A 22935-nucleotide genomic window follows, 5' to 3' on the forward strand; every position below is an offset into this window, starting at 1 on the left:
CAAATCAGGGGACCTCCCAAACAGGTCTGCGTGACACCGGCAAATGATCGGGTCATACTGTGGCGATGAATTCAAGCAAATTTCCAATCCGTACATTCACGGCTCGCCCTTCTTTCGTGATCGTTGCGCTTTGCACTGGCTTGCTCGGGCCAGCGATGGTCGTTTGGAGCAATCAGCCCAGTGAGTTGTCCAGTGTCGATCGAAAAGGTTCGCAGCCTGTTGTGACGGCGTTGCCGCTAGTCTCGCCCGAAACGAAGTTGCACCGTCGTCCGGTAGCCGTCGTCGCGATGGGAGCTAACCGGGCCGTTGTCGCGAATCGCCGCAGCGGAACGCTCAGTTTCGTCAACACGGAAACCTTGCATGTTGATTCTGAGTACCAGCTTGGCGGGCATCCAACCGACGTGGTGAGATCCGGACAAAGCTTGCTCATAACCGAACGAGAAGGTCGGCTTTCGGCGGTTCAGGTCAACGACGATCAGCCTCGATTGCAATGGCAAGTTGCGATGCCCGACGAACCGGCAACGGTCCGAGTGTCAAGCAAAGGTGATTGGTGTTCGGTTTGCTCAACTTGGGCGAGGCGGGTCACGTTTGTGAGTATGCCGAAAACGAACGGGCAATCTCCGGAAGTTTTGACTTCAGTCGAGCTTCCCTTCTCGCCGCGCGAACAACTGTTGCTTCCCGAACAGGCTCGGTTGTTGGTTGCCGATGCGTTTGGACCTCGAGTTGCCGTCATTCGTCTGGATGACTTTCAGGTCGAGTCCATTCGTGAAATTCCCGGTAACAACATTCGCGGTCTGACGCTTGGGCGAGACGGCGAGAACGTCTACGTGACTCATGAGTTGATCAACGAGATTGCACCGCCACGCAGCAGTGAGATCATTTGGGGATCGATGGTGTCGGATGCGACTCGCGAAATATCCATTCAATCGATCGTTGATCCTGAAGCGAGTTTGATGAGTGGCAGTCGATTCATCGCGGTCGGGAACAACACGCGAGGTGCCGGTGATCCCAATGCGGCGTTGATGCGTCAGGATGGTCGGTTGCTGGTGACAATCGGTGGGCTTGGGCAACTCGGTGTGGTCGAACCCGGTGGGATTGGTGTCACGCGAATTGCGACTGGCAAACGTCCGGTAGCGATCGCGGAAATCTCGGCGGACCGATTTTTGATTGCCAACGAGCTGTCTGACACGCTCACGCGAGTTGATTTTCATGCTGATGCAAGCGTGGTCAGGAAGCTGTTGAACGAGCGTGGCGAGACAAAGCAAAACGAGACTCCGCAATTCGAGTCGAAGCCATACGACAAAGAGGAATACAGTTCGAGCAAGTACGAAGCGGAGAGTTACCGAACCGAAGACTATGACACCCGTGATTACGACTTGGACAGTGACGACGATGGTGAGTCGGAAGACGCCGACTATGAGACGCAGTCGTATCGTGCATCGGATGATCCGGAAGCTGAACCCATTCGACCGGTGCGAAAGATCGCGAGCTATCAAATCGGTCCGGACGCGACGAATGAAATCGAGGCTCTGTTTGCGACCGCAACAACGCTTAGCCTGGGCATTTCACCAGAACTCGAGCCGGCTGATCGCGGCGAGGCGTTGTTTTTTGACGCCAGTCTTTCGCGGGGTGGTTGGTACAGCTGTCACAGTTGCCATACCGATGGACACACGAGCGGATCCTTGGCGGACACGCTCAGCGATGGAGGCGAGGGGGCGCCGAAGCGGGTTTTGTCGCTTCGGGGCGTTGGGCAAACCGGACCTTGGGCGTGGATCGGCGACAAGTCGGTGATTGACGAACAAGTCAAGCAAACGCTTCGGCTGACAATGCAGGGAAGAAGGCTGAATGACCGCGACGTTTCTGATCTGGTCGCGTTCCTGAAATCGATTCCACCGCCACCCGTCTTTGATCCATCTGATTCGGAGGCGGATCGTTTGCTCTTAGAGGAAGGCAGGCATTTGTTTGAAACATTGGACTGTGTTGCGTGTCACTCAGGGCACGTGTTCACATCCGATGCATCCTATGACGTTGGGTTGGATGACGAACGAGGCACGAAAGAGTTCAACCCACCATCCCTGCGTGGTGTGGGGCATCTCAATGGACTGTTCCATGACTTGCGTGCGACAAGCTTGGAAGACGTCGTTGGCAAATTTCGCCACCAACTGCCACGAGACCTATCGGAGGAGGAGCAGACGCAACTCATTCGATACCTACGAAGTCTGTAGAGACCGATTTGTTCTTTTGTCTTTCGAGTGGCAAATAGTTCGCCTTCCGACTGCGGTTTTCAGTAGAAAGACCGTTTGGATATCGCATCTAAATCGAAATCGCGTAAAACGTGTTGGCAGCGGTACCAACCTGAATTTGGCATGCGTTGCGCCGAAACAAGGAACGCTTTGATCGCACGGTCTTGCTGCTTTGAGTTTGGGCAAAGTTTGGCGAACTGTACGTCGGTCCACAGGCATCGCATCTGGAAACGCCGCTTTCCTGGGAACAAAACCAAGAAACAGCTCCTAAATGACTCGAATGCCGATCCGCTGCGCTGTAAACTGAGCACTCGAGTTGCTGAGGTCCGCAATGGGCAAGTCAACGCTTGGCATTGATTTGTTGGTTCGGAACTTGGTCGCTTTCATAGTGGAAGCATCGAATTGATTGGAGTCCTTGACGCGATGCGAACGCAAAGGAAACGAGGTTGTTCGATCAACCAGGGTGGGTTCTTCCTGATTTGGAAGAGGCAGCAAATCCGTTTGTTACGGCGTACGTCAGTGCAAAAAAGATTCAATGGATTGCTAGATGATTGAAGGATCCGTGTCGTGAGTCCGAAGTTGGGGACTCGCAGCAACGATCGAGCCTGGATGATTTTGGCGGAACATTTGGGTTGATGTGATGACAAAGAAACAGTGTTTGTAAACAGGATCCTTGATTGAGTGATCGATTCGGGTGAACGACGTTAGGCGAATGAATTGATGACATCGAACTCGAAAGACTCCAACCGCGCAAAGTCCGATCAAAGAATCGATGTCGCTCATCAGTCCGTCGCAAATCTCGGTAGTGCCCTTGATGTGTTTGAAATAGGTTTTGTTCGTCTGGAGACCGCGACGACGGTCGTACAAGACATCAACAGAACACTAAGCAGAATGATCGGTCGAGAAGGGAGCGACCTCATTCAAAAGCCACTCGCTCAGTGGGTCGATCAGGATCACCGGCCGGGATTTGTGGACCTGGTTGAAAGTCTTCGGCAGAACTCGAGCAGATGTGTCGTGGGTGAATTCCCCATGTTGAACAACAACAGCACGACGGTTTGGTTGCGGTACACGTTTGTTGCCAATCAAGTTGGCGATCAACAAAGCGATGTCGTGAATGCGACGGCGATCGATGTTTCGCAAGCGAAGAATACCGAAGAAGAGTTGCGATTGGCAAACGACCGATTTGATTCAGCACAAGCCAATTCTCGAGTGGGCAGTTGGGAGTGGGTGGAAGGTGAGCGAGTGGCGTGGTGGTCAAAACAGCTCTACGAACTTCACAACATGGATCCATCTCTCGGGCCGGCCACCTTTGAAGAGTTCATTGAGTTGGTTGATCCGAAAGACCGTGAGAAGATCTACGAAGTCAATCGGCCGCCATTCATCGAGGGAGACGTGCGGCGGTTTGAATTTTCGAGCAATCCAAAATTTGGTCCTCGCCGGTACTTCGCGGCAACCGTGTGGTTGACCAGGGTAAACGGAAAGATGGTTCGTCGAGGGACGACTCAAGACATCACCAAACCCGTCGAACTACGTTCGGCTCTTCAAAAGAGTGAAGAGCAGTATCGCGAAATGGTGGTGACCAATGCGGAAGGCAACGCGATTCTCAATCTCGACGGAAAGATTCTGCAGGCCGACCGGAAGTTTGCGTCGATTCTCGGTCAAGAAGTTGATGACATCACCGGTTTAAACCTTTGCCAATTGGCCGAGGCGGCAAGCGCGAAGCTGATCGAGGACCGGATGCTTCATCGAAACAAATCCGAGGCTCACGAGGTCAGATTGACTCACAAAGATGGTCATCTTGTTTGGCTATTGCTGACTTGCTCGTCGCTCTTTAACGATTCGGATCAGTTCATCGGCATCCAAGTCCGTGCCGTCGACATCACGCATCGCAAGCATGTCGAGACGTTGACGAAATTGGCGGCCGAGGCGAAAGAAAAGTTAAAACGCTTGACCATCCGAGAACGGCAGGTCCTCGAACAAATCGTCGAAGGACGGATGAACAAAGTCATTGCGAATCGGCTGGAGATCAGCGAGAAGACAGTTGAACGACACCGTTCGAACTTGATGAAGAAGCTCGACGCTCAAAGTGTTGCGGAGCTCGTAAAGCTTTCCATGACGGCTGAAATCATGACAGCATCCTGATCGTCATTCAGTGCTGGTCGGGTTCAGTGTCTGACTTTGAGAGTCGACGCCTTGCCGGCGGACTTCCGCGATTGACACTGCGATGGACCGAAAAGCTTGGTTTAGAAAGCTTGGTCAAGAAAGCAGGCAAGCTCGGCCAGCATCCAAGGTGACTCTCCTTTGCCCCAAGGCGAGTCGAGTGGATGCTGACCGAGCTTTGCTCTTTGCCCCATAACAGTATCGATCAGAAATCAGCCAGGGGTAGTCGCGTTTTTACAAATTGAGGGTCATCCCCAGGTGGGTGTTCAGTATGAGCGTGCGTGGTAGCGTAGTGTGAGTCTTGTCGAGTCGAAGATCGCTTGAAGTGGATGTATGAGTATTTGGTTGTCATCTGTGAGCCACCCAAATGGAGGCAACCTTTCATGCGCCGCAACTTGGAGTTCGATTCCTTTCATGTCGTCTATTTGAGTTACCAAACAACCATGTCTGAGCTACGCAGATACGGTGAAACGTTTTGGTGCTCTCGCTGGTTGGTGTTGCCAGCGTTGCCATTAGCAATGGACGACGAGGTCGCCTCAAGAAGTCCGGCGGAATGACATCACATCGCCGGTAGTGGAAGCTGAAAGAATTAGACGCTGCTTCATGCGTCGCAACTCAGCGGACAACCGCATCGCGAGGGGCAGATCGCGATAGCGGTTGAATGCTGAACTGAGAAAGTCCGCCTTTCGCGAACTACTGCTTCATCACGATGCCGAAGCTGAGGAAGTCGGCCGACAATCGGTTTGTGATGGATGATCCAGGAACAGCACCCACGCCGGGCAGTATGACGGCACCGGTCCGAGTGTTTTCGAAGTAGTGCGACCACGCGAGGTTCACCGCAACCTTCTCATTGAGATTGTAGGATCCGCCCATGCTCAGCACGTGTTCATAGATCAGTGGCGACGCCATGTTGAAGAAGGATTTGCTTTCTCGAATCGGATTCTGGTTGTAGCTGTAGCCGCCTCGCAAAACCACGCGTTCGCCGATGGTGCGTTGTGCTCCTAAAGCCAGAGCAAAGACGCTGCTCCAATCCAATCCGGACAACGCTCCGGTTCCGTCGTAGGTGGCGTCATCGCCGAACCCGTCCGTGTTGGCATAGTCGAAGTAGCGGATGTCCGCTGCGAAGAGCCATTTGTCGAATCCGGTATAGCCTGTTCCCAGCGAAATCACCGATGGCAAATCGAGATCACAGGTCAGAGTTCTCGGCAGCCCGTTTTCATCAGCGCCTGTGAATTCGAATGTCTCCATCCACGCCTTGCTTTTGTACGAAGCCCCCAGTTGCCAGTCCGGTGTCATCAAGAAGTACGTTCCGAGCTGGAATCCACCGCCCCAGTGGTACCGGGTTGCTCGACCGGACGAATAGGTGTTGTCAGCATTCGCGGAGTCAAAAACGAAAGGTTCGATACCGACCTGTCCGGTCGTGACCAGTGGTCCAGCAGCAACCGACATTCTTTCCGTGACTGCCATCGAGAGGACAGGAGCGATTTGCAGGAAAGAAGCTTCTGACGTGATTTGCCCAAGACCAGTCGGTTGTGGCGCAAGGACCGGGTTGGTTGTACTGGCAGGTAGACTGGTTTTAAAACCCGCCACTGAATTGACGCCCAAACCGAACGTGAAGCGAGGGTCCGCCAGTCGGTGGGTCCAGGCAAAGTTTGGAACGGGGAACGTGCCCGGTTCCGCATCGGTTGAACCCGTTGTCCCGCCGACGGTCGAGGTGACATTGTGATCGGCAAACAGCAGGTCAACGCCGACTTCCAGTTCGGTGTTCTCCATGCCGCTGATCGAGGCTGGATTCCAGTACATTGCACTGAGTGCACTGATGGGAGCCGCCGTGGAAGCGCCGCCCATACTGCGGTTGATCGGCCCCGCCGCCGATATGTAAACGCCTTGCGAATACGCGTGATTCGCAAACGTGGTGGCCAGCAGCAGTGCTGCCAGCGAAAAAAGTCTCTTGTCCATCCGGATTGCCCCAACGATTAATCATTGCTTCTGTCGACTGACCGAACATCTCGGTACCTTCGATCAAATCGACTCAATCGTTGCGACCGGCTTGAAATTTCGTTCAAACCGCTACAGTTTCACAGCGTGCTCAGAAAACAGCCCCCGACGTGGTGGGTCATCCGGAGGTTAGCAACACAAGCTTTGAGGTGATGTCTCTGCGTTCCCGCAAATGACGGAGCATTCGAGGAACGGATCCGATGGTAAATGCAACGTCTTGTTTGTGCTGGTTACTTCGATCCAACGGCAAATTGATAGGTTGCCAGAACGGGATCATCGGAACCAAGGAATTCCCCAACGGTGGTGGATTTGGTTTGCGGTAGATCGCAGGTCAGGAAGAAGTCAGTGGGCGAATTGCTCCCGAAGATAAAGCGTTCGCCTAGTTCTTCCATTCCATCAGTGAATTTCTTGATGTCAGGCGAAGGCACAGTTCCTTCGACCACGTTTTCTCGAACAAGATCGCACCACACCAAGCTGTCGGGGTGTTGCAAAAGTGACGCGATGTCGCTGAGGATTTGTTGGTTCTCCTCGCGTGTGAAGTACATCGAACAACCTTCGAAAACGACCGCGGTCGGACGTTTCGGATCGAACTCGGGGTTCTGAAGCAAGAGTTGCGAGATCTTGTCGACCTTGAAGTCCGCCGACATCGAATGCCGATTGACGCTGGCATCGGGTTTCATCTCCGAAATGACCCGGTCCCTCTCTTCGAGCATTTCCGGAAGATCCAATTCGAAGAACGTGGGACGTCCGAGCTCTTCGTTCATGCGAAATGGACGCATGTCCAATCCAACGCCGAGGATGACGACTTGCTCGATGTTCTCGACACTGCGAAGCGTTTCATCAATGTGCCGGGTGCGGGCGAGCACCATGTCTTTCAGTTGCGGTAACACGCCGTTGAGCCGGTTGGCGAGCAGTTCTCCGTGTGGACCGGCGGCTTGTCGTTCATGGCTTTGATCCACCCGGATGTTCTTGCTCTCCGATGAGGCGCGAAGGCCAGCGATCATTCGAGCCGAGGCTTTCAGCTTCTGCTTGAAAATCGGTGAGATGCGAGGGTTGGATTTGGTGGGTTTTAATTGAATGGAGGGTTGTGCGAAATATCGCATTTCAGCTTCCGCGACCAGTTCCCCGTTGGAGGTGAATACAACCGGAAGCGTGACCAGAACGCGTTTTCCGTTGAAGTAACGCTGTTGGACCGTTCGAGCGATGTTTGCCGGGATGTCACACGTCGCGGTCAGGTGCCCGGTGCTTGGGTTGCGATATTTCACATCCATCGCGGCCAACCACAACGATGCCGAATCCTCGTCGTTGCATCGGTGGATGCCCGCCAGTGGAACTCCACGTAACAAGGTTGTCAGTGCGAGACCGCCGGTGTAGTCGGCCGACAAAGAGATCAACGCGGCTTGATGCGTCCCGTGTTGATTGGTGGATGCCTTGGTCAGTGGCAGCACGGATTCGCAACCGCCTTCGGTCACGGATGTGACCTTCCACTGCACGGCTTTCAGAACTGGGATGGCATTGTGCAAGAGCTCTGTCATCAGCTCTGGATTCACTCGTTGCTCATAATCTTCTTCCCAGCTGACCGCTGGCGTTCCATCCACTGATGTAAGCATGTTCTCTCCAAATGAGCCTACTGGATTAGTAAGAACGCGTGTTCACCCCAGAACACTGGATCCAATCACTTTGAAAGAATCGGGAACTTTACCAAACGTTCTTTTTGGTTGGCTCGCATCCAAATCGCTTTGCGACGAGATGGTTATACCAATGGTATGGACACTATTGAGACTTTTTGAAAAGTCAACTGAAATATTCTGTTCATTTCAGTGGTTCGTTAAGAGTGGCACGGATCTGCGCGGTACTGTTGCACGGGCAAAGTTTAGCCATTGCGCAAGGACGATGGATTGCCCAAAGAAGCACAGTGGCCAAGGCCCCGAGGTCATGATCGCTTCTTCGCAGTGACGCTTTCACGTATCCAATCGAGGCGAATGTGAGTTCCCTTCCACCTAACGATCCTGATGCCATAAGCACTCAGCGGTACAACGTCCAAAAGAAGTTGTCCAATGCGTCCGTTGTCTCGTGTTTCTCCGCAATAGACACGGCAACCGGTGGAAAGGTCATCCTGCGTGAGGTCCCGAAAGTCTTCTTTCAGGAGCGCGGATTTCATCGATTCAAAACAGAATCGCGGCTCACTTCAGGCATTCACTGCGAAACATATTCGCGGCCAATCGACTTCATGGTTGGCGAAACTCACTTGCGAGTTGTCTACCCATACGTCGAAGGCGTGAGCCTGGCGAGGAAGTTTCGGAAACGGCCGTTGACGGCAACCGAGGCGATGCTTCTTGCGAAGGATTTGTTTGAGGCCCTTGAGCAAATTCATCAGATTGGGTGTATCCACAGAGATATACGGCCGTCCAATATCATTGTGCGTGAGGACGCACGTTCGGTCCTATGTGGCTACGTTCCATTGTGGTGCCCGGAGCTGTTTGGCAAAGACGACTTGTTGGCTCGGGAGTGTGCGACTTATACCTCCCCAGAATTGTCGGGCATCATCGATCACGATATCAGCGAAACATCGGATCTTTATTCAGTTGGTCATGTTCTGTACGCCGCGCTGACCGGCGTCCCGGCTTTCGCTGGTGACGTCAGCGAAATCTTATACCGCCATATGACCGCGGATCCGGACACCGGGTGCTATCCAGACGAGACACCATCGGTCGTCATCGCGTTGGTTGAAAAACTCATTCGAAAGGAACCCCGCGACCGCTATCAGAGTGCGTCGGCGGTGCTCGATGACGTCAAGACGATCCTGCATCAACTGAAGACCGGTGGCGTCGCAGATGATTTCGTCATCGGCAACACCGACAAGCGGACTGTTGTAATCGATCCCGCCTTTGTGGGACGCGACGAACATGTCCGGACGCTTGAGAAGTCATTAGACAATGTGCTGGAAGGTCGCACCGAACGCGTTTTGCTGCGAAGCGAATCGGGGATGGGAAAAACCCGATTGCTGAACGAAGTCTCTCGATTGGCTTCGCGAAAGCGATTCTTGGTCCTTCGTGGGCGTTCGTTGCCGGATGCAAATCAGCAGCCTTCAGCGATCTGGTTGCAAGCAATGGATCAGCTGGTCAAACATTTGACCAATGACCCGGTCATGCTGGAACGCACTCGCGAGAGAATGGAGCCGTACCGGCAGGAAGTCACCACGGCTTTGCCGGCTTTGGCAAAAGCCTTTGGATGGGGCAATGCAAAGCTTTCAGGCCCGGACGAATTTGGACAAGGACGAATCGTATCCGCGTTCCGAACCTTGTTCACCGAACTGGGGACACCCGAAACGAGCGTGATGATCACGCTGGATGATTGTCAGTGGATGGATGACCAATCCTTCCGCATTCTCCAAGCAATCTGTGAATGTCCCGCTCGCCATTTGTTCCTTTTCGCGGTGACTCGTCCCAGCGAAGGGTTGTGCACTCGCCTCAACGACGAGCTGAGTTTTCCTATCAAACTCGAACTCGGTCCGCTCACCGATCAAGCGGTGCAGCAGCTCGCCGAATCGATGGCGGGACAGCTTCCGACTGAAGCGATCGAAGTGGTTCAGCGTTTTGCCGGTGGCAGTCCCTTCATGGCGTCAGCGATCGTGCGAGGGTTGGTCGAATCCAGCGCACTACGTCCCGCCGACAAATGTTGGGTGGTCGATGACGCAAAGTTGTCGAGCTTTCAAGCCGCCGATGATGCCAGCGAAATCCTTGTCGATCGTCTGACACGACTTCCCGTTGAGACTCGGGAGCTGCTGACCGCCGCCGCGGTTATTGGTCGAGACTTCAATCTGGAGGTGGCGGCCGAGTTGGTCGGCATTCGACTCGCCGATGCCCACCGAGCCATTCACCCGGCTCGTGTTCAGCGATTGGTTTGGAGCCGACCCGATCGTGTACTGGCATTCGTTCACGACAAAATTCGCGAGTCAATTCTTGAGGAATTGACCGCCGATCGTATTCGTTCGATGCACGGCCAAATTGGTCAATACTACGTGGAACACGAACCACTGGAGTTCTTCAAACTCGCGTATCATTTCGACGCGGCGGAGCTGCACGAACAGGCATTGCCGTTCGCGTTGAGAGCCGCGGAAATTGCCAGGAACAGCTTTTCGCTGGTCAGCGCGGAAGAACAACTGCGTATCGCGACTCGTGCAATTTGTCACGCCGATCGCTCCAAGCAGCATCACATCCAGATGATGATGAGTGATGTGTTGATGCTGCAGGGCGAATATGACAAGTCCGAAGCGTGGCTTGATCAAGCTTTTGAAAGTGCGGAGACCGGAACACACAACGCTCGAGTGCTTTTGAAACGGGGTGAGTTGCACTTCAAACGAGGCAGCAAGAACCTGGCAGTTGAATGCTTCGAGGCCTCTCTGCGACAGCTGAAGCAGCCGGTGTGCAACAATCGACTTTCCCTAATGGCGCGAATTGCACTGGAGGGAGCGCGTCAAGTTCGCAACTCTTTGCTGCCTTGCTTCGTCGGACGCCAATGCGGTCAACCATCCGAAGAAGAGCAAATGTCGCTGTCATTGTACAGCCAGATCGCTCACGCCTATTGGTACACCCGCGACAAGTACTACACACTCTGGGCGCATTTGCGTTCCATGAACGCCGCCGAACGTTTCCAGCCAACTCGCTATTTGGCGCAATCCTATTCCGAGCACGCGCCGGTGATGACGTTGCTGCGATGGGAAAAACGCGGTGTCGAATATGCACGCCGATCACTCGAGATTCGGAAGGCATTTAGCGACGTTTGGGGGCAGGGCCAAACTCGCAACTTCTTAAGCATTCTGTTGCTGTCGTTTTCTCGCTACGAGCAATGCGTGGAACAGGCCAGCCAAGCGGTCAAGATGCTTGAGCGGACCGGTGACTACTGGGAAGTGCACATCGCTCGTTATCAGTTGGCGGCATCGCTGTATCGATTGGGGCGGCACAAGGAAGCGCTCGAGCAATCTCGTATCAACTTTGAATCCGCGATGAGACGCGGTGACTATCAAGCGACGGGGAATATCATCGACGTGTGGGCTCGCTCGACCAACGGAGACATTCCTGAAGAGATTATTGAGAACGAACTGGCGCGAGACTTGGCTGATTCCCAACGCATGAGTCAGGTGTTGTTGGCAAAGGGCGTTCGCGAATTTTATCAGGAACGATTTGCGGAGGCCGTCGGATCGTTCTCACGAGCGATTGCCGTCGCGGAAGACACGCGCGTATCAAACACCTACGTCAGCCCCGCTTACCCGTGGCGTTGCACCGCCATGCGGCGACAGTTGGAAACATCGATTCCGCGAAGTACTCAGCGTCGGTGGAAATCGATCGGCGAATTAGGTCGTGCCACGAGAAAAGCCGTCGCGGTGAGCAAGCAGTTCACCAATGAGATTCCTCATGCCTATCGTGAACGCGGTGCGTATTTGGCCTTGGCAGGAAAGCTTCGTGCGTCTCAGGCTTGCTTCCAAAAGAGTTTGCAGGTCGCGGAAGCTCAAGGTGCGATGGTCGCTCACGCGAAGACGATGATTTTGTTTGCGGAATACGCGGCTGAGTTTGGGTGGCCGATCGATGGTGATGCGATCGAACACGCTCGTGGAACATTGTCTGAACTGGAATGCAGCGATTACGACGTGAACGAAGGCGGTTCGCTGTCCTTGGTCAACCGGTTTGACTCTTTGTTAGCATCCGGACGTCGGATCGCGACCAGCGTTCTGCCGGAACAGATCTATCAAGAGGTTCGTCGAGCGGCGACGAAGATCCTTCGTGGTGAGCAGGTTTTCTTGATCACCCGAACGGAGGATGAAAGGCTGAGCACCGTTCCAGCTGGCATGCCTTTTGACCCAGCGATCGTCAACGAAGTCGACAGGACACGGCAAACCGTTGTTGCGGACGTCGAAAACGCTGTTTCCAACGGCATCACGACGACAAAACAGGGCACGTTCCTATGCAGTCCGGTGGACGTCAATGATCAAACGCTATCCTACTTGTATGTCAGCAACGAACGGTTCAGCAACCTTTACGACGACGATGAGATCCGGATCGCTGACTATTTGACATCCGCGGCGGGTGCTGCGATGGAGAAGGCGAATAGTTTTCAACAGCTTCAAGATTTGAACCTGAACCTTGAGAAGAAGGTTCACGAACGGACGGAGTCGGTTGTCCGACATTCGAAAGAACTCGAATTAACCGCTCAACAATTGACCGCGACCAAAGAGAAACTGCAGATCGCGAAAACGGCGGCTGAAGAAGCCAACCAGGCGAAGAGTGAGTTCCTGGCTAGGATGAGCCACGAAATCCGCACTCCGATCACCGGGATTCTGGGGTTCACCGAGTTGTTGTTGCGTGGTGTGGTCACCGATGATGCCGAACGCGAATCGCATCTGCAAACCATTCACTCCAACGGATTTCATTTGCTGCATCTGCTCAATGATATTCTGGATATTTCCAAGATCGAAGCGGACAAGATTGAGACGGAACGGGTGTTGTGCAATCCGAGTTGGATGGTTCAAGACGTGATCGCGTCATTGCGTTCCAAAGCGATTGAGAAAGACATCTCACTTGAGATCCAAGTCGATAGCGAATTCCCCGAAGAGATCTACAGCGACCCGACGCGTTTGCGACAGATACTTACGAACCTGACCAGCAACGCGATCAAGTTCACCAACCAAGGTGGCGTGACGATCTCGATCAGCGCTATCGGTTCAGGTGAAACAGCTAGCAAGATGAAGATTGCCGTGCGGGACTCCGGTATCGGCATGACGCAGGAGCAGACCGCCTTTATCTTTGAACCATTCAAGCAGGCCGATGTATCGACCACGCGAGAATATGGTGGCACCGGATTAGGGCTTTCCATCAGCAAGCGTCTGGCAGAAGCACTCGACGGGACATTGGAAGTCGAAAGTGAACGGGGTGTCGGAACACAGATGATCTTGAACTTTGATATCGAATGTCCATCGGGTGTTCGAATGCTGAGTCCTGCTGAAGTGCTGTTACCCTACAATGGCGTGAAAGAAAACCAATTCGACGTGGTTGATTTGGCGGGAGTGCGTGTGCTGGTGGTGGATGACTGCGAAACCAATCGTCGTTTGTTGTCTTTGTTGTTGCAGGACGCGGGAGCCGAGGTCGATATTCGATGCAATGGTCGAGAAGCAGTCGATGCGCTGCGTAGCGACCCATCAATGGTCGACATTGTCCTGATGGACATGCAGATGCCGGTAATGGATGGATACACCGCAACGTCGGCACTGCGTGCGCAAGGGTTCCAAGCACCCATTGTTGCTCTTACCGCGAATGCGATGACCGGTGACGAAGTTCGTTGTCGCGAAGCGGGTTGCACGGACTACCAAACAAAACCGCTTGATCTAAACGCTCTTCTTCAATGTGTGGCCGAAAACACAGTTGGCGAAAAAGCGAATGTGTCAAGCATTGTCGCCGTCCAAGAGAATCCGCCAGTGATCGAGGAGGCAGCGTCACCGATTGAGCTGTCATCGCAGTCAGTCGGTCAGGGTGAGCCGCTTGCTGAATCGAGTGAAATGCTTCCGGACGACCATGAGCAGCTTGAAGTTGCTTTGAATGAAGAACATGAACCGTTGAACGACGAAGATGAAACAACGAAGGAAAAGATCTTCAACTACGATTGGCTGCATGAGTTTGCTTGTGATTTGATCGACCAGCTCGACGAGACGATGCCGAGCATCATCAATGCCTACGATCGTGGTGATTTGGAACAAGTTGGTAAGCATTTGCATCAGATTCGTGGATCTGGTGGAACAGTCGGTTTGCTGCAATTGTCCGAAATTGCTGCCAAAGGTGAATCGGCGATCGAAGTGTCCCAGTGGGAACAACTTCGGAACACACTGACCGAGTTGCAGAGCTATGTCAGCGATGCGTTGGAGGAAAAGAGTTCGTCCTCGGAAAGCGTTTCAAACAATTCGCTCGACCCGTCAGCCGATATCGATCGATAATGTGGCATCAATACGTCGCAACGATCACTGTTCAAAGCGTCGACGATTGCGGTAGATTGTCTGTCTGATTTCTATATCGCATCGAATCAGGCATGGATCCCATCTGCGTCTTTTGGGCGGACCTGCTTCTGCTGCCAAATTGTTTGTGAGTTCGTCGCAAGGTACGCCATTTGCGTCAACACCTTGCCGATTGCCCGAGCCGAAGGTGGAGTGGAACGTGAGTTTGTTGAACGGGCGATCTTCGTTGGGTGCCGAGCGTGAGTCGACGCGGCGTATTTCACGATGCGGTAGCAGGCTCGGTCTTTGCTTCATCTTCGTGGCAGTCGCTGCGGTGCTGGGATGCAATCGTTCGAAGGATATTGCTGCTGACGCGAATGGCGATCCTGCTGTTCAGGCTGACTCCATCGTTGATGCTGACCGCCCAGTTCGTCACGACAAGAACGAGTCCCGCGTGACGTTGACCGCTTCTCAATTGCGGCCGGTTGTCGAGCTGGAAGAAGGTTTTGTTGCTTCGGAAACCTGTCTGCAGTGTCATGCCGACGAACATCAATCGTGGCACGCGTCGTTTCATCGAACGATGACGCAGGTTGTCAACGTTGAGACCGCTCCGAGTGCCATTGTGGACGAGACAGTTGTTGTTCAAGGCAAACGATATCTGTTTGAGCGAAGTGGCGACTCATTCTTCGTGACCTATGCGGATCCGTTCCGTGGTGGCATGACGATGCGTCGTGAGTTGTTGATGATGACGGGCTCGCACCATATGCATGTGTTCTGGCACGAATCAGATCGACCCGGTACGCCAGCCCAACTCGATATCGTCTATCTCATCGAAGAAGACCGCTGGATCCCACGCGACTCAAGTTTTCTCCAGCCTCCGGATCATCAAGGTGGGTTAGAACTTGGGACATGGAATCGGACTTGCAGCCGATGTCACTCAACACACCTGCGAGAGCGTTTCAACGCCGACACTCAAGATTGGAGTACTCGCGTTGCGGAGTTTGGGATCGCCTGTGAGGCTTGCCATGGAGAAGGTCGTGGGCATGTTCTTCGACATGCCACTACCGACAACGCGGCAACGCTCGATTCAGCTCTGACGAGAGCAGCGAAAGACCCTGAAGAGCAGCGGGAAGATTTGATCGTGAATCCTGTGAAGCTTTCTAAACAAGCATCGGCGGATGTTTGCGGGCAATGTCACAGTGTTTTCACGCCGGACTATGAAGTGGTCGCGTTGAAGGACTACGAGCAGAACGGAAACCCGTTCCGACCAGGCGATCGATTGGACGCTCTTGCATTTTCGAAGGTCGTCCGAGCCTCAGCCGAGCAGCGACAATCGGAGGCGTTTCAGCAGTGGTCCAAGATGGAAGACGTCGGTGGTGCATTCTGGGCGGACGGAATGCCACGAATCGCCGGGCGAGAGTACAACGGCTTGATCGAGTCGGCGTGTTTTCAGCACGGCGAGATGACGTGTTTGTCGTGCCATCAAATGCATCCGGTGTCAGAATCCGGCAACGATGCGAGCCAACACTTAGCCGAATGGCGGAACGATCAGTTGGGCTCGGGCATGGCGGGTGATGCAGCCTGTTTGCAGTGTCACTCTGACATGGGCGACCAAATTGAGGTGCACACTCACCATGCGGCAGGATCCCATGGCAGTCGTTGCATGAACTGCCACATGCCCCACACAACCTATGGGTTGCTAAAAACCATTCGCAGTCACCAAATCTCTAGCCCGTCGATCGAGGAGAGCCGAAGCAGTGACCGTCCGAATGCGTGTTCGCTGTGTCACCTTGATCGTGGTTTTGATTGGGTTTCCGGACATCTTCACGATTGGTATGGGCAGCCGCTCGCCGAACGTACGACGACCGAGCCCAATGTCGATTTATCAACGTCTGCGTTGCACTTGCTCAGCGGCGATGCGGCTCAGCGTGCCGTGCAAGTTGCCGCGATGGGATGGAAACCTGCTCAGGAAGCTTCGGGAACCGAATGGATGGAGCCATATTTGTTGCTCGGGCTGAACGATCCGTACGACGCCATTCGCATCGTCGCGGAGAAGTCGCTTCGTACTCTTCCCAATCGCATTTCAAAACCGATGGATGCGATGGCACCGGTTGGCGAACGCATGGACGCTTTCAATGATGCCATTGAATTGATCGACAGGACTTTGCAAATGGAACCCAAGCCTTCTGTTCTGGTCAACGAAGAAGGCCGATTTGACTTTCTGCGTGCCCGTGCTTTTCTCGAACGAAGAAACCATCGGCCGATTCATTTGCGGGAGTGATTCTCCCGGGACCATGGCACCGCTGATTCCTGTTCGACTATCAGATAGCGATCGTTGAGTGGAACGTTTTCGATGATCTGTTCCTTGCCCGAGGGCCACTGGATTTTGATCTCACAAGGATGAACTGAATTTCCAAGTCCGAAATCGAGTGCCGCTTCGTTGCTGGTCAAAAAGCCACCGTTGATCACCCAGTTGGTCCAGCGGTTCGCACCAGATTGAACTTGGATCGTGGCTCCAATTGCCTCACGCTCGCTGCTCGTTCCGACCAGTTCGAGTTGCAGCCAAGATTGCTGCTTGGATTCGTTTTTCAAAAGCGTCATTGGTTGATCCAAATGATTGCCCACAACATCGGGCATTCCATCTTGGTCCCAGTCCAACACGGCGAGAGCGCGGCCGAGAGTCGGTTGCGACCAAAATCGATCAGGTTGCGACAAACTGGGATCCGATGAGCGGGATACAAGCTCGAAGTGATCGTCATGTCCCTGATAAAGCTGAGGCAGCATTCGAAACGGGACGCCTCGTTGCGTGTGATTGACGATGTGTCCATTGAGAACCATCAAGTCAACACGTCCATCACGATCAAAATCAGCGGATTGCGTTCCCCAGCCCACCGTCGATTTGCTGGAATCGCGAATTTTCCAGGAACGACTGGAGTGTCGAAAAATCGCACCGGCATCTTGAAGATACAGGTCAGCTTCTTGGTCCCAGTAGTTGGTGACGTGAAGGTCGGGGAGACCGTTTCGATCAAAGTCGGCTAGTGTGAGTCCCATTGATCCATGTCGACCGCCCTGCTGACTGGTCGCGATGCCCGAAAGGTAAGCGGTCTCTTTCGCATCCCACGTGGAAGAAGTCGTTTGACTCAGGTCGGCGGTTGTCAATCGCGATTCATTTGTTGAGTTTGTTTGTCGATTCTGCCAAAAGAAATTCGCGTCACCATCGTTGGCGATGTAGACATCGTTTCCGATTTGGTTGTTCAGATTGCCGATGATCACAGCAAAACCGTGCCCGGCATCGGAGGCGGACGTCTCGGTCAGAGAATCCGCTTTCGTTGACGGATGCATCGGTTGAAGATTGCCGGTGGGATCGATCGACAACCACCGATCCGACGCCGGTTTGAATCGACTGGGCCCGCAGGCATCGTTATCCGGCACGCAGGGAATCTCAAAAGCGGACGGGTCATCGATGTAGTTCACCTCGATCAACTCAGGGATTTGATCGCCGTCTAAGTCGCCACAGGCGATTGATGTTGTCCACTGATCGTTGCCAATGCTGGGGAGTTCACCACGCGAGAACGTTCCGTCACCGTTGTTGAGAAGGATGACGTTCTGACCGATGTTTGCTATCAGCAAATCAGGGAAACCATCTTGGTTGGTGTCCGCAACCGTGATCCCTTGCCCGTAACCTTTGTCAGCGGAGTGCGAATCTGTCGTGACATCAGCTACCAAGTTGGAGGACAGATTTCGGAAGAGTTGATTCGATTTGGCCGACCGCCCGACAAGTGCATCTTTGCCGGCTTGAGCACAGTAAAGATCCGGCCAACCATCGCGGTCGTAATCGATGACTCCGATCCCGCCACCTGTTTGTTGATGCAAGTAAAACTCGTTGTCAGCTTGATCGTCACCGTTGTCGTATTGAAAACGAAGATTCAGCTCGGTCGCTATATCGCGAAAATGGATGGGAGCGGGATCGGACGAGAGCTTGTTTGATTCGCTCGATGTGGATGGATCGGTGGTAGGTGTTTCCAAGTCGCGGAAGTCTGGCATGGGCCAGCTCGAAAGGTTCGGCTTTGACCATGGAAGCGTCGAATTAGCTGATGATGTGATGGCTGATGTATGTCGGTCCAATTGGTTTCGCTTTTCGTCCAAAGCAGCCTTGTCGCTCGGTTGGTTGCCTGTTTTGGCAACTGCGATTTGCTGCCACGCCATCGATTCCCATGGACGCCCCAAATCGTCCAGCAAACTCGCCATCTCGCGGTATTGGGCGGGCGTTCCGGAGGCCAAACCAAAGACTTTTGCCAGTTCTGAAGTTCGTTCCAGCATCTCGAAATGTTGCATCGTTTCATCGGCCGCTTCGTTTTCACCGATCTGACGGAACGATCGAGCCAAGGATACCATCGAGTTGCGATCGGTTGGATCGATTTGAAGAGCCTCGCCAAAGCAACGGATCGCAACCGGATGTTCGTCTCGACTCTGAGCCAGTTGCCCAAGTGCGTACCAGTATTCGGGTTCTGACGTGATGTCTGGGGGCAGTGTCTGCCTCCACTGCGTCAAGGCGGCGAAGTCCCCCAGGTCGGCCAACACACGTCCTTGGAATGCGGCGACCGCCGTCGAGCTTGGGTATTTCTGCCGAAGCTTCTGAAGTGACTCGCTGGCTTCTGTCAGTTCACCTTGGTCTCGCTGTCGTCTCGCGAGCGACAACATTGCGAGTGTGGTGTTTGAAAAGTCTGGAGCGGGCAGTGATTCGTCGACAAATGCATTGCCAAGCGTGATCATCGAGAACAGTTCCCGTTCGCTGGCTTTGCCGTCGCGAATCATCGGACGCAGTACACGACTGGCGGCAACACGATGGCCTGATTGATTCAGAATCTCGACCAATCGATGGCGGACTCGAGTGTCATCGGGACGCGTCTGCAAACGACTCTGCAAGAATTCGATGGCCGTTTCGTACGCATCGGCTTCGACGTACCAGTCGGCCGCTACCAAGCATGCGGAGGTCGCGCGGTCTTCACTTTCAAAGGGGATCGACGCGAGCAACGCGGCCGCGGCTTCATGGTCGCCGAGGCGGTGCTGGATCTCAGCCTTCAAACGCAGGACGTCTTGATTGTCTGGATCACTGATCAAAAGTGGGCCGATGATTTCGTTGGCTCGCACGACCGAGCCGAGTTCGAGTTCTTTCTTCGCCAACGCAATTTGCTCATCCAATCCCAGTTCGGTCGTTTGTCGAGCCGCTTCTTTGAGTTGCTGTTGTTTTCGAAGTTTTTCAAAGTCGGATGGCTCGGAAGTGCAACCGGCAACTTGCACACACAACGCAATTAGAAAGATTGCATTTATCGATTGGCGGTAGTATCTGAAGTCATTGAACATGCTTGTTCATCGGAATCGGCAGAGCAATTCCCTCCGTCAAAAGGTAGTCGCGGCCGGCTTCGAGCTCATTGAAAGACTGGCGGAGGCCGGAAGGCCATTTCACGACGATGTCGGCTTTGTTGGATGCATTGGACAACGCGAATGAAAGCCGGCGTTCGTTGCTGCCCATGTAGCCATCGCCGGCGGTGAGTTGCAGCGTGCGTTTGTCGCCGCTGGACAGAACTTCGACCGTTGATCCGATGGCGTCGCGGTGACCCGAGGTTGCTTGGAATCGCAGGCCGATCGATTTCGAAGTGGTTTCCGATTTGTTGATGAGCAACGCGACGGGTTCGTAGAGATGTGTGATCAGCACATCGGTTCGTCCATCCAGATTCGCATCGAGGGTCACCAATGCTCTGCCAAGATGCTCGCGCTCGAAGTAGTCGCCAAGCGAACTGTTCGGAAGTTCTTGCCAGCGGCCAGATTCCAATCGTGTGAACATTTGCGGCGGCATCTCGTAGCCGATGTCCTCGCGGCCGGTGTCGCTCACGTGGCCGTTGGTGACCAAAAGTTCCATCGCTCCGTCCAAGTTGAAGTCCGTCCACGTCGTTCCAAAACCGAGCTGGTCCAAGGATGGCTCATACAGTCCAACCGCGTGTGTTCGGTCTTCCCAGAGGCCCGGTGCAACTTGCTCGTAGTAAGTGTTGTGTTCTTCGGCGAAGTGGGTCAGGAAAAAATCCAGGTCGCCATCGCCATCGGGATCACCGGCGGCCATCCCCATGGACGCTTGCGAATTGGACTGCCCACTCATCGCCAGGCCTCGAACGGTACCAAGATCCGTCAGTCGTGTTGGAACGTCGTTGGTGGAGTCTTCACTTGCGGAACGAGATGATGACCAAAGATGATTGACGGACATGTCGTTGGCCACGAACAAGTCGAGACCAGGTGCTTCATCGAGCTGTCCGGCGATGATGCCCAATCCTCTGCCGATGTTCGTTGGCTGCATCCAATCTCGGCTGACGTTTTTGAATCGGCCAGTTCCATTGTTAGTCCAGATCCGGTCGGAACTCGCTTCGAATTTCAGGGGTGGGCAGCTGGCCAGTTTGCCAGTCGCGTCGCTGCGGCAAGGTGTTTCGTAAGGAGCGTTGCCGCCGCAATAGTTGACTTCGAACAAGTCCGCGTTCCCATCGCCGTCCACGTCAGCGAAGACCGCGGATGTGGTCCATTCATTTCCGACCAATTTCATTTCGTCGGTAACGTCACTGAAGGTACCATCACCATTGTTGCGGTACAGACGATTGCGGCCGATGTTCGCATCGAACAAATCGGGAAAGCCGTCGTTGTCGAAGTCACCTGACGTGATCCCTTGTGCAAACCCAGTGTCGGCGTAGCCGCTGGTTGACGTCACATCAGAGAATTGACCATCGATGTTTCGGAACAAGCGATTGGGGCTCGAGTTGTTCTGCATCGGTGTGCCGTCTAGGTTGGCGATCGCTGTGTCAGGCCATCCGTTCAAATCAAAGTCGAGTACCGCGGCCCCACCGCCAGTACTTTGATAGATCCAGTGCCCTTCACTTTCGGCTTCGGGTGCCAAAGAAACGGTGTGCAGCAATCCTCTTTGTTGTGCCTGTTCGATAAACCGCACCGGAGATTCGTCGATTCGGTTCGCGATGGTGCGAGCGTTCTGAACGGCAGCGTCCCAGGAAGCCATCGGTAGGTCGCTAATATTGATCGAACTCGCCACAAGACTGGATTTCGTTTGCCAAGGCGAATCCGGACGCAATCGAGCACGTATCGCGAGGTGAGCCTGTTCGATGGTGGCGACTGGATCTTCCGGCAGCGTTTTCGCGAGGCTGGTCCAAGCTTCCGCTTCCCACATTCTGCCCAGGTCGACCAGTTGATAGGCGATCCTAAGAGCAGCGAGTTGCGATTTTGAATTGCGTTCGAGAAATGTCTTCACCGCGTCATTCAAACCAGCGACTTGGGCAAACCGTTTTGCAACCCGGCTGGTTTCTTCTTCGCGACCGAGTTGCCGCAAGCTCGCCTGCAAATACGAGAGCGTCGGTCCATGATTCGATTGATGCAATCGCGACGCTTCAACGAACGCGCGTACCGCGGCGGAATGATCGCTGGTGTGGTTCGACCAAATGCCAGCGGCGGTCCAGTATTCCGGCAGATCTTCCAATGCGGTTGGTTTGTTCTTCGCCCATTCAACGAGATCGCTCCGACGATTGGCGTCGCTTGGATTCGCTACCGCCAATTCAACCAATGCCCGGCCTTGCAATGCCCACGCCGGCAGAAAATCAGGATGCCTGTTCAGTACGGCGGGCAGGCGTTTCGAGACGGCTGACCAGTCCTGCTTTTCGGCGTCCAGTTTGGCAAGGGCGTAGTGAGGACGGAGGTCTTCGGGAGCACGATCCAATAGCTTGCGGCAAAATTCGGGATCAGGTTGAACGCGATCAGGGTTGGCCAGCACGACCAAACTTTCTTCATCGCCAAGATTGTTTTGAATCAACCACTGCAATGGCTCGACCGCGTCATGGTTGAGGCCGAGTACCGTGACGAGTCCCGCCAAGTCGTATTTTGGACGTTCCAAATCGGGGTGGATGGAGATGGTCTGCTTCAGCACATCGACCGATTCGTAGGCATTCGCGGTCGCCATCAGAGTTTTTGCCAACTTATCCAACAGAGCGTAGCTGGGTTGCGGCGTTTGCTCGACCGCATCGCGATACCACTGAATCGCCTGCGGGGTGTCGCCAAGGCGTGAGGCAATATCGCCCGCCAATTCCATCGCTTTGACATCGGTGGGATCTGTGAGCAAGTGTTCGCGAAGGGAACGTTGTGCATTTGCAAAATCGCCGACGCGAACCAATTTCACCGCTTCGCGGTAGTGGATACCGGTTGCCGCAACGTTGTCGGCTGAGATCTTTGCCGGATTGGGGCGAGTTTCCGAAGGAGCGGAGACAGATTCATCGCCCGACCCATTGCATCCCAAAAGAAGGCAACACGCGAGGCAGTTGCCAAAGACGCTGAGGACAAGATAGGTTCGACTCACTTGGGACTCAGAGATACCGAGTTGATTAGGACATGCGGAAGCGGAACGTCAGACAAACAATCGACGAACCCGAATTTCGCGTTTTTTCAAGACACTGGCACGCCTCCGCGAGGCCTTTTCGGGGACGCGTTTTGCAATCAGCACTGCGTTCGAGCAGC

At 54.0% G+C, this 22935-nt stretch carries 8 protein-coding genes; 4 read left to right on the forward strand and 4 right to left on the reverse strand.

Annotation, left to right across the window (positions count from 1 at the left end):
* Positions 1 to 65 precede the first annotated feature (65 nt).
* On the forward strand, positions 66 to 2225 hold the full coding sequence (locus tag RB_RS06615; protein ID WP_164921631.1) for a cytochrome c peroxidase: 2160 nt from the start codon (positions 66 to 68) through the stop codon (positions 2223 to 2225).
* 738 nt (positions 2226 to 2963) lie between these two features.
* Positions 2964 to 4385, forward strand: coding sequence for a PAS domain S-box protein (locus RB_RS06620; RefSeq protein ID WP_164921632.1), 1422 nt, complete (start codon positions 2964 to 2966; stop codon positions 4383 to 4385).
* 711 nt (positions 4386 to 5096) lie between these two features.
* On the opposite strand, the gene RB_RS06625 is transcribed toward RB_RS06620, so the two are convergent.
* Positions 5097 to 6362 carry an OmpP1/FadL family transporter gene (locus tag RB_RS06625; RefSeq protein WP_011119323.1) on the reverse strand — a complete coding sequence of 422 codons (1266 nt, stop codon included), beginning with the start codon at positions 6360 to 6362 and terminating at the stop codon, positions 5097 to 5099.
* Between the two features lie 269 nt (positions 6363 to 6631).
* Positions 6632 to 7999, reverse strand: a complete 1368-nt coding sequence (locus tag RB_RS06630; RefSeq protein ID WP_164922753.1) for an SAM-dependent methyltransferase — start codon at positions 7997 to 7999, stop codon at positions 6632 to 6634.
* Positions 8000 to 8385: 386 nt separating this feature from the next.
* On the opposite strand from RB_RS06630, the gene RB_RS06635 reads away from it, so the two are divergent.
* Together RB_RS06635 and RB_RS06640 are read left to right on the forward strand one after the other, a co-directional pair.
* Positions 8386 to 14382 (forward strand): hybrid sensor histidine kinase/response regulator, encoded by a 5997-nt coding sequence (locus RB_RS06635; RefSeq protein WP_011119328.1) that lies wholly within the window; start codon positions 8386 to 8388, stop codon positions 14380 to 14382.
* Between the two features lie 331 nt (positions 14383 to 14713).
* Positions 14714 to 16660, forward strand: coding sequence for a multiheme c-type cytochrome (locus tag RB_RS06640; protein ID WP_164922754.1), 1947 nt, complete (start codon positions 14714 to 14716; stop codon positions 16658 to 16660).
* On the opposite strand, the gene RB_RS06645 is transcribed toward RB_RS06640, so the two are convergent.
* Together RB_RS06645 and RB_RS06650 are read right to left on the reverse strand one after the other, a co-directional pair.
* Complete coding sequence (locus RB_RS06645; protein ID WP_011119332.1) at positions 16645 to 19743, reverse strand: FG-GAP-like repeat-containing protein; 3099 nt, start codon at positions 19741 to 19743, stop codon at positions 16645 to 16647. The two genes, RB_RS06640 and RB_RS06645, sit on opposite strands and share 16 nt — an antisense overlap.
* Positions 19733 to 22777, reverse strand: coding sequence for an FG-GAP-like repeat-containing protein (locus RB_RS06650; protein WP_011119333.1), 3045 nt, complete (start codon positions 22775 to 22777; stop codon positions 19733 to 19735). Before RB_RS06650 ends, RB_RS06645 begins: the two co-directional genes overlap by 11 nt.
* Positions 22778 to 22935 lie beyond the last annotated feature (158 nt).

Origin of the sequence: Rhodopirellula baltica SH 1, assembly GCF_000196115.1 — a bacterium.
GTDB lineage: Bacteria > Planctomycetota > Planctomycetia > Pirellulales > Pirellulaceae > Rhodopirellula > Rhodopirellula baltica.

What these genes read in the sequence shown, in the direction of transcription:
- RB_RS06645 (WP_011119332.1), bottom strand. Translation starts at nt 19,743, where the DNA reads ATGTTCAATGACTTCAGATACTACCGCCAATCGATAAATGCAATCTTT.
- RB_RS06625 (WP_011119323.1), bottom strand. Translation starts at nt 6,362, where the DNA reads ATGGACAAGAGACTTTTTTCGCTGGCAGCACTGCTGCTGGCCACCACG.
- RB_RS06615 (WP_164921631.1), top strand. Translation starts at nt 66, where the DNA reads ATGAATTCAAGCAAATTTCCAATCCGTACATTCACGGCTCGCCCTTCT.
- RB_RS06620 (WP_164921632.1), top strand. Translation starts at nt 2,964, where the DNA reads ATGACATCGAACTCGAAAGACTCCAACCGCGCAAAGTCCGATCAAAGA.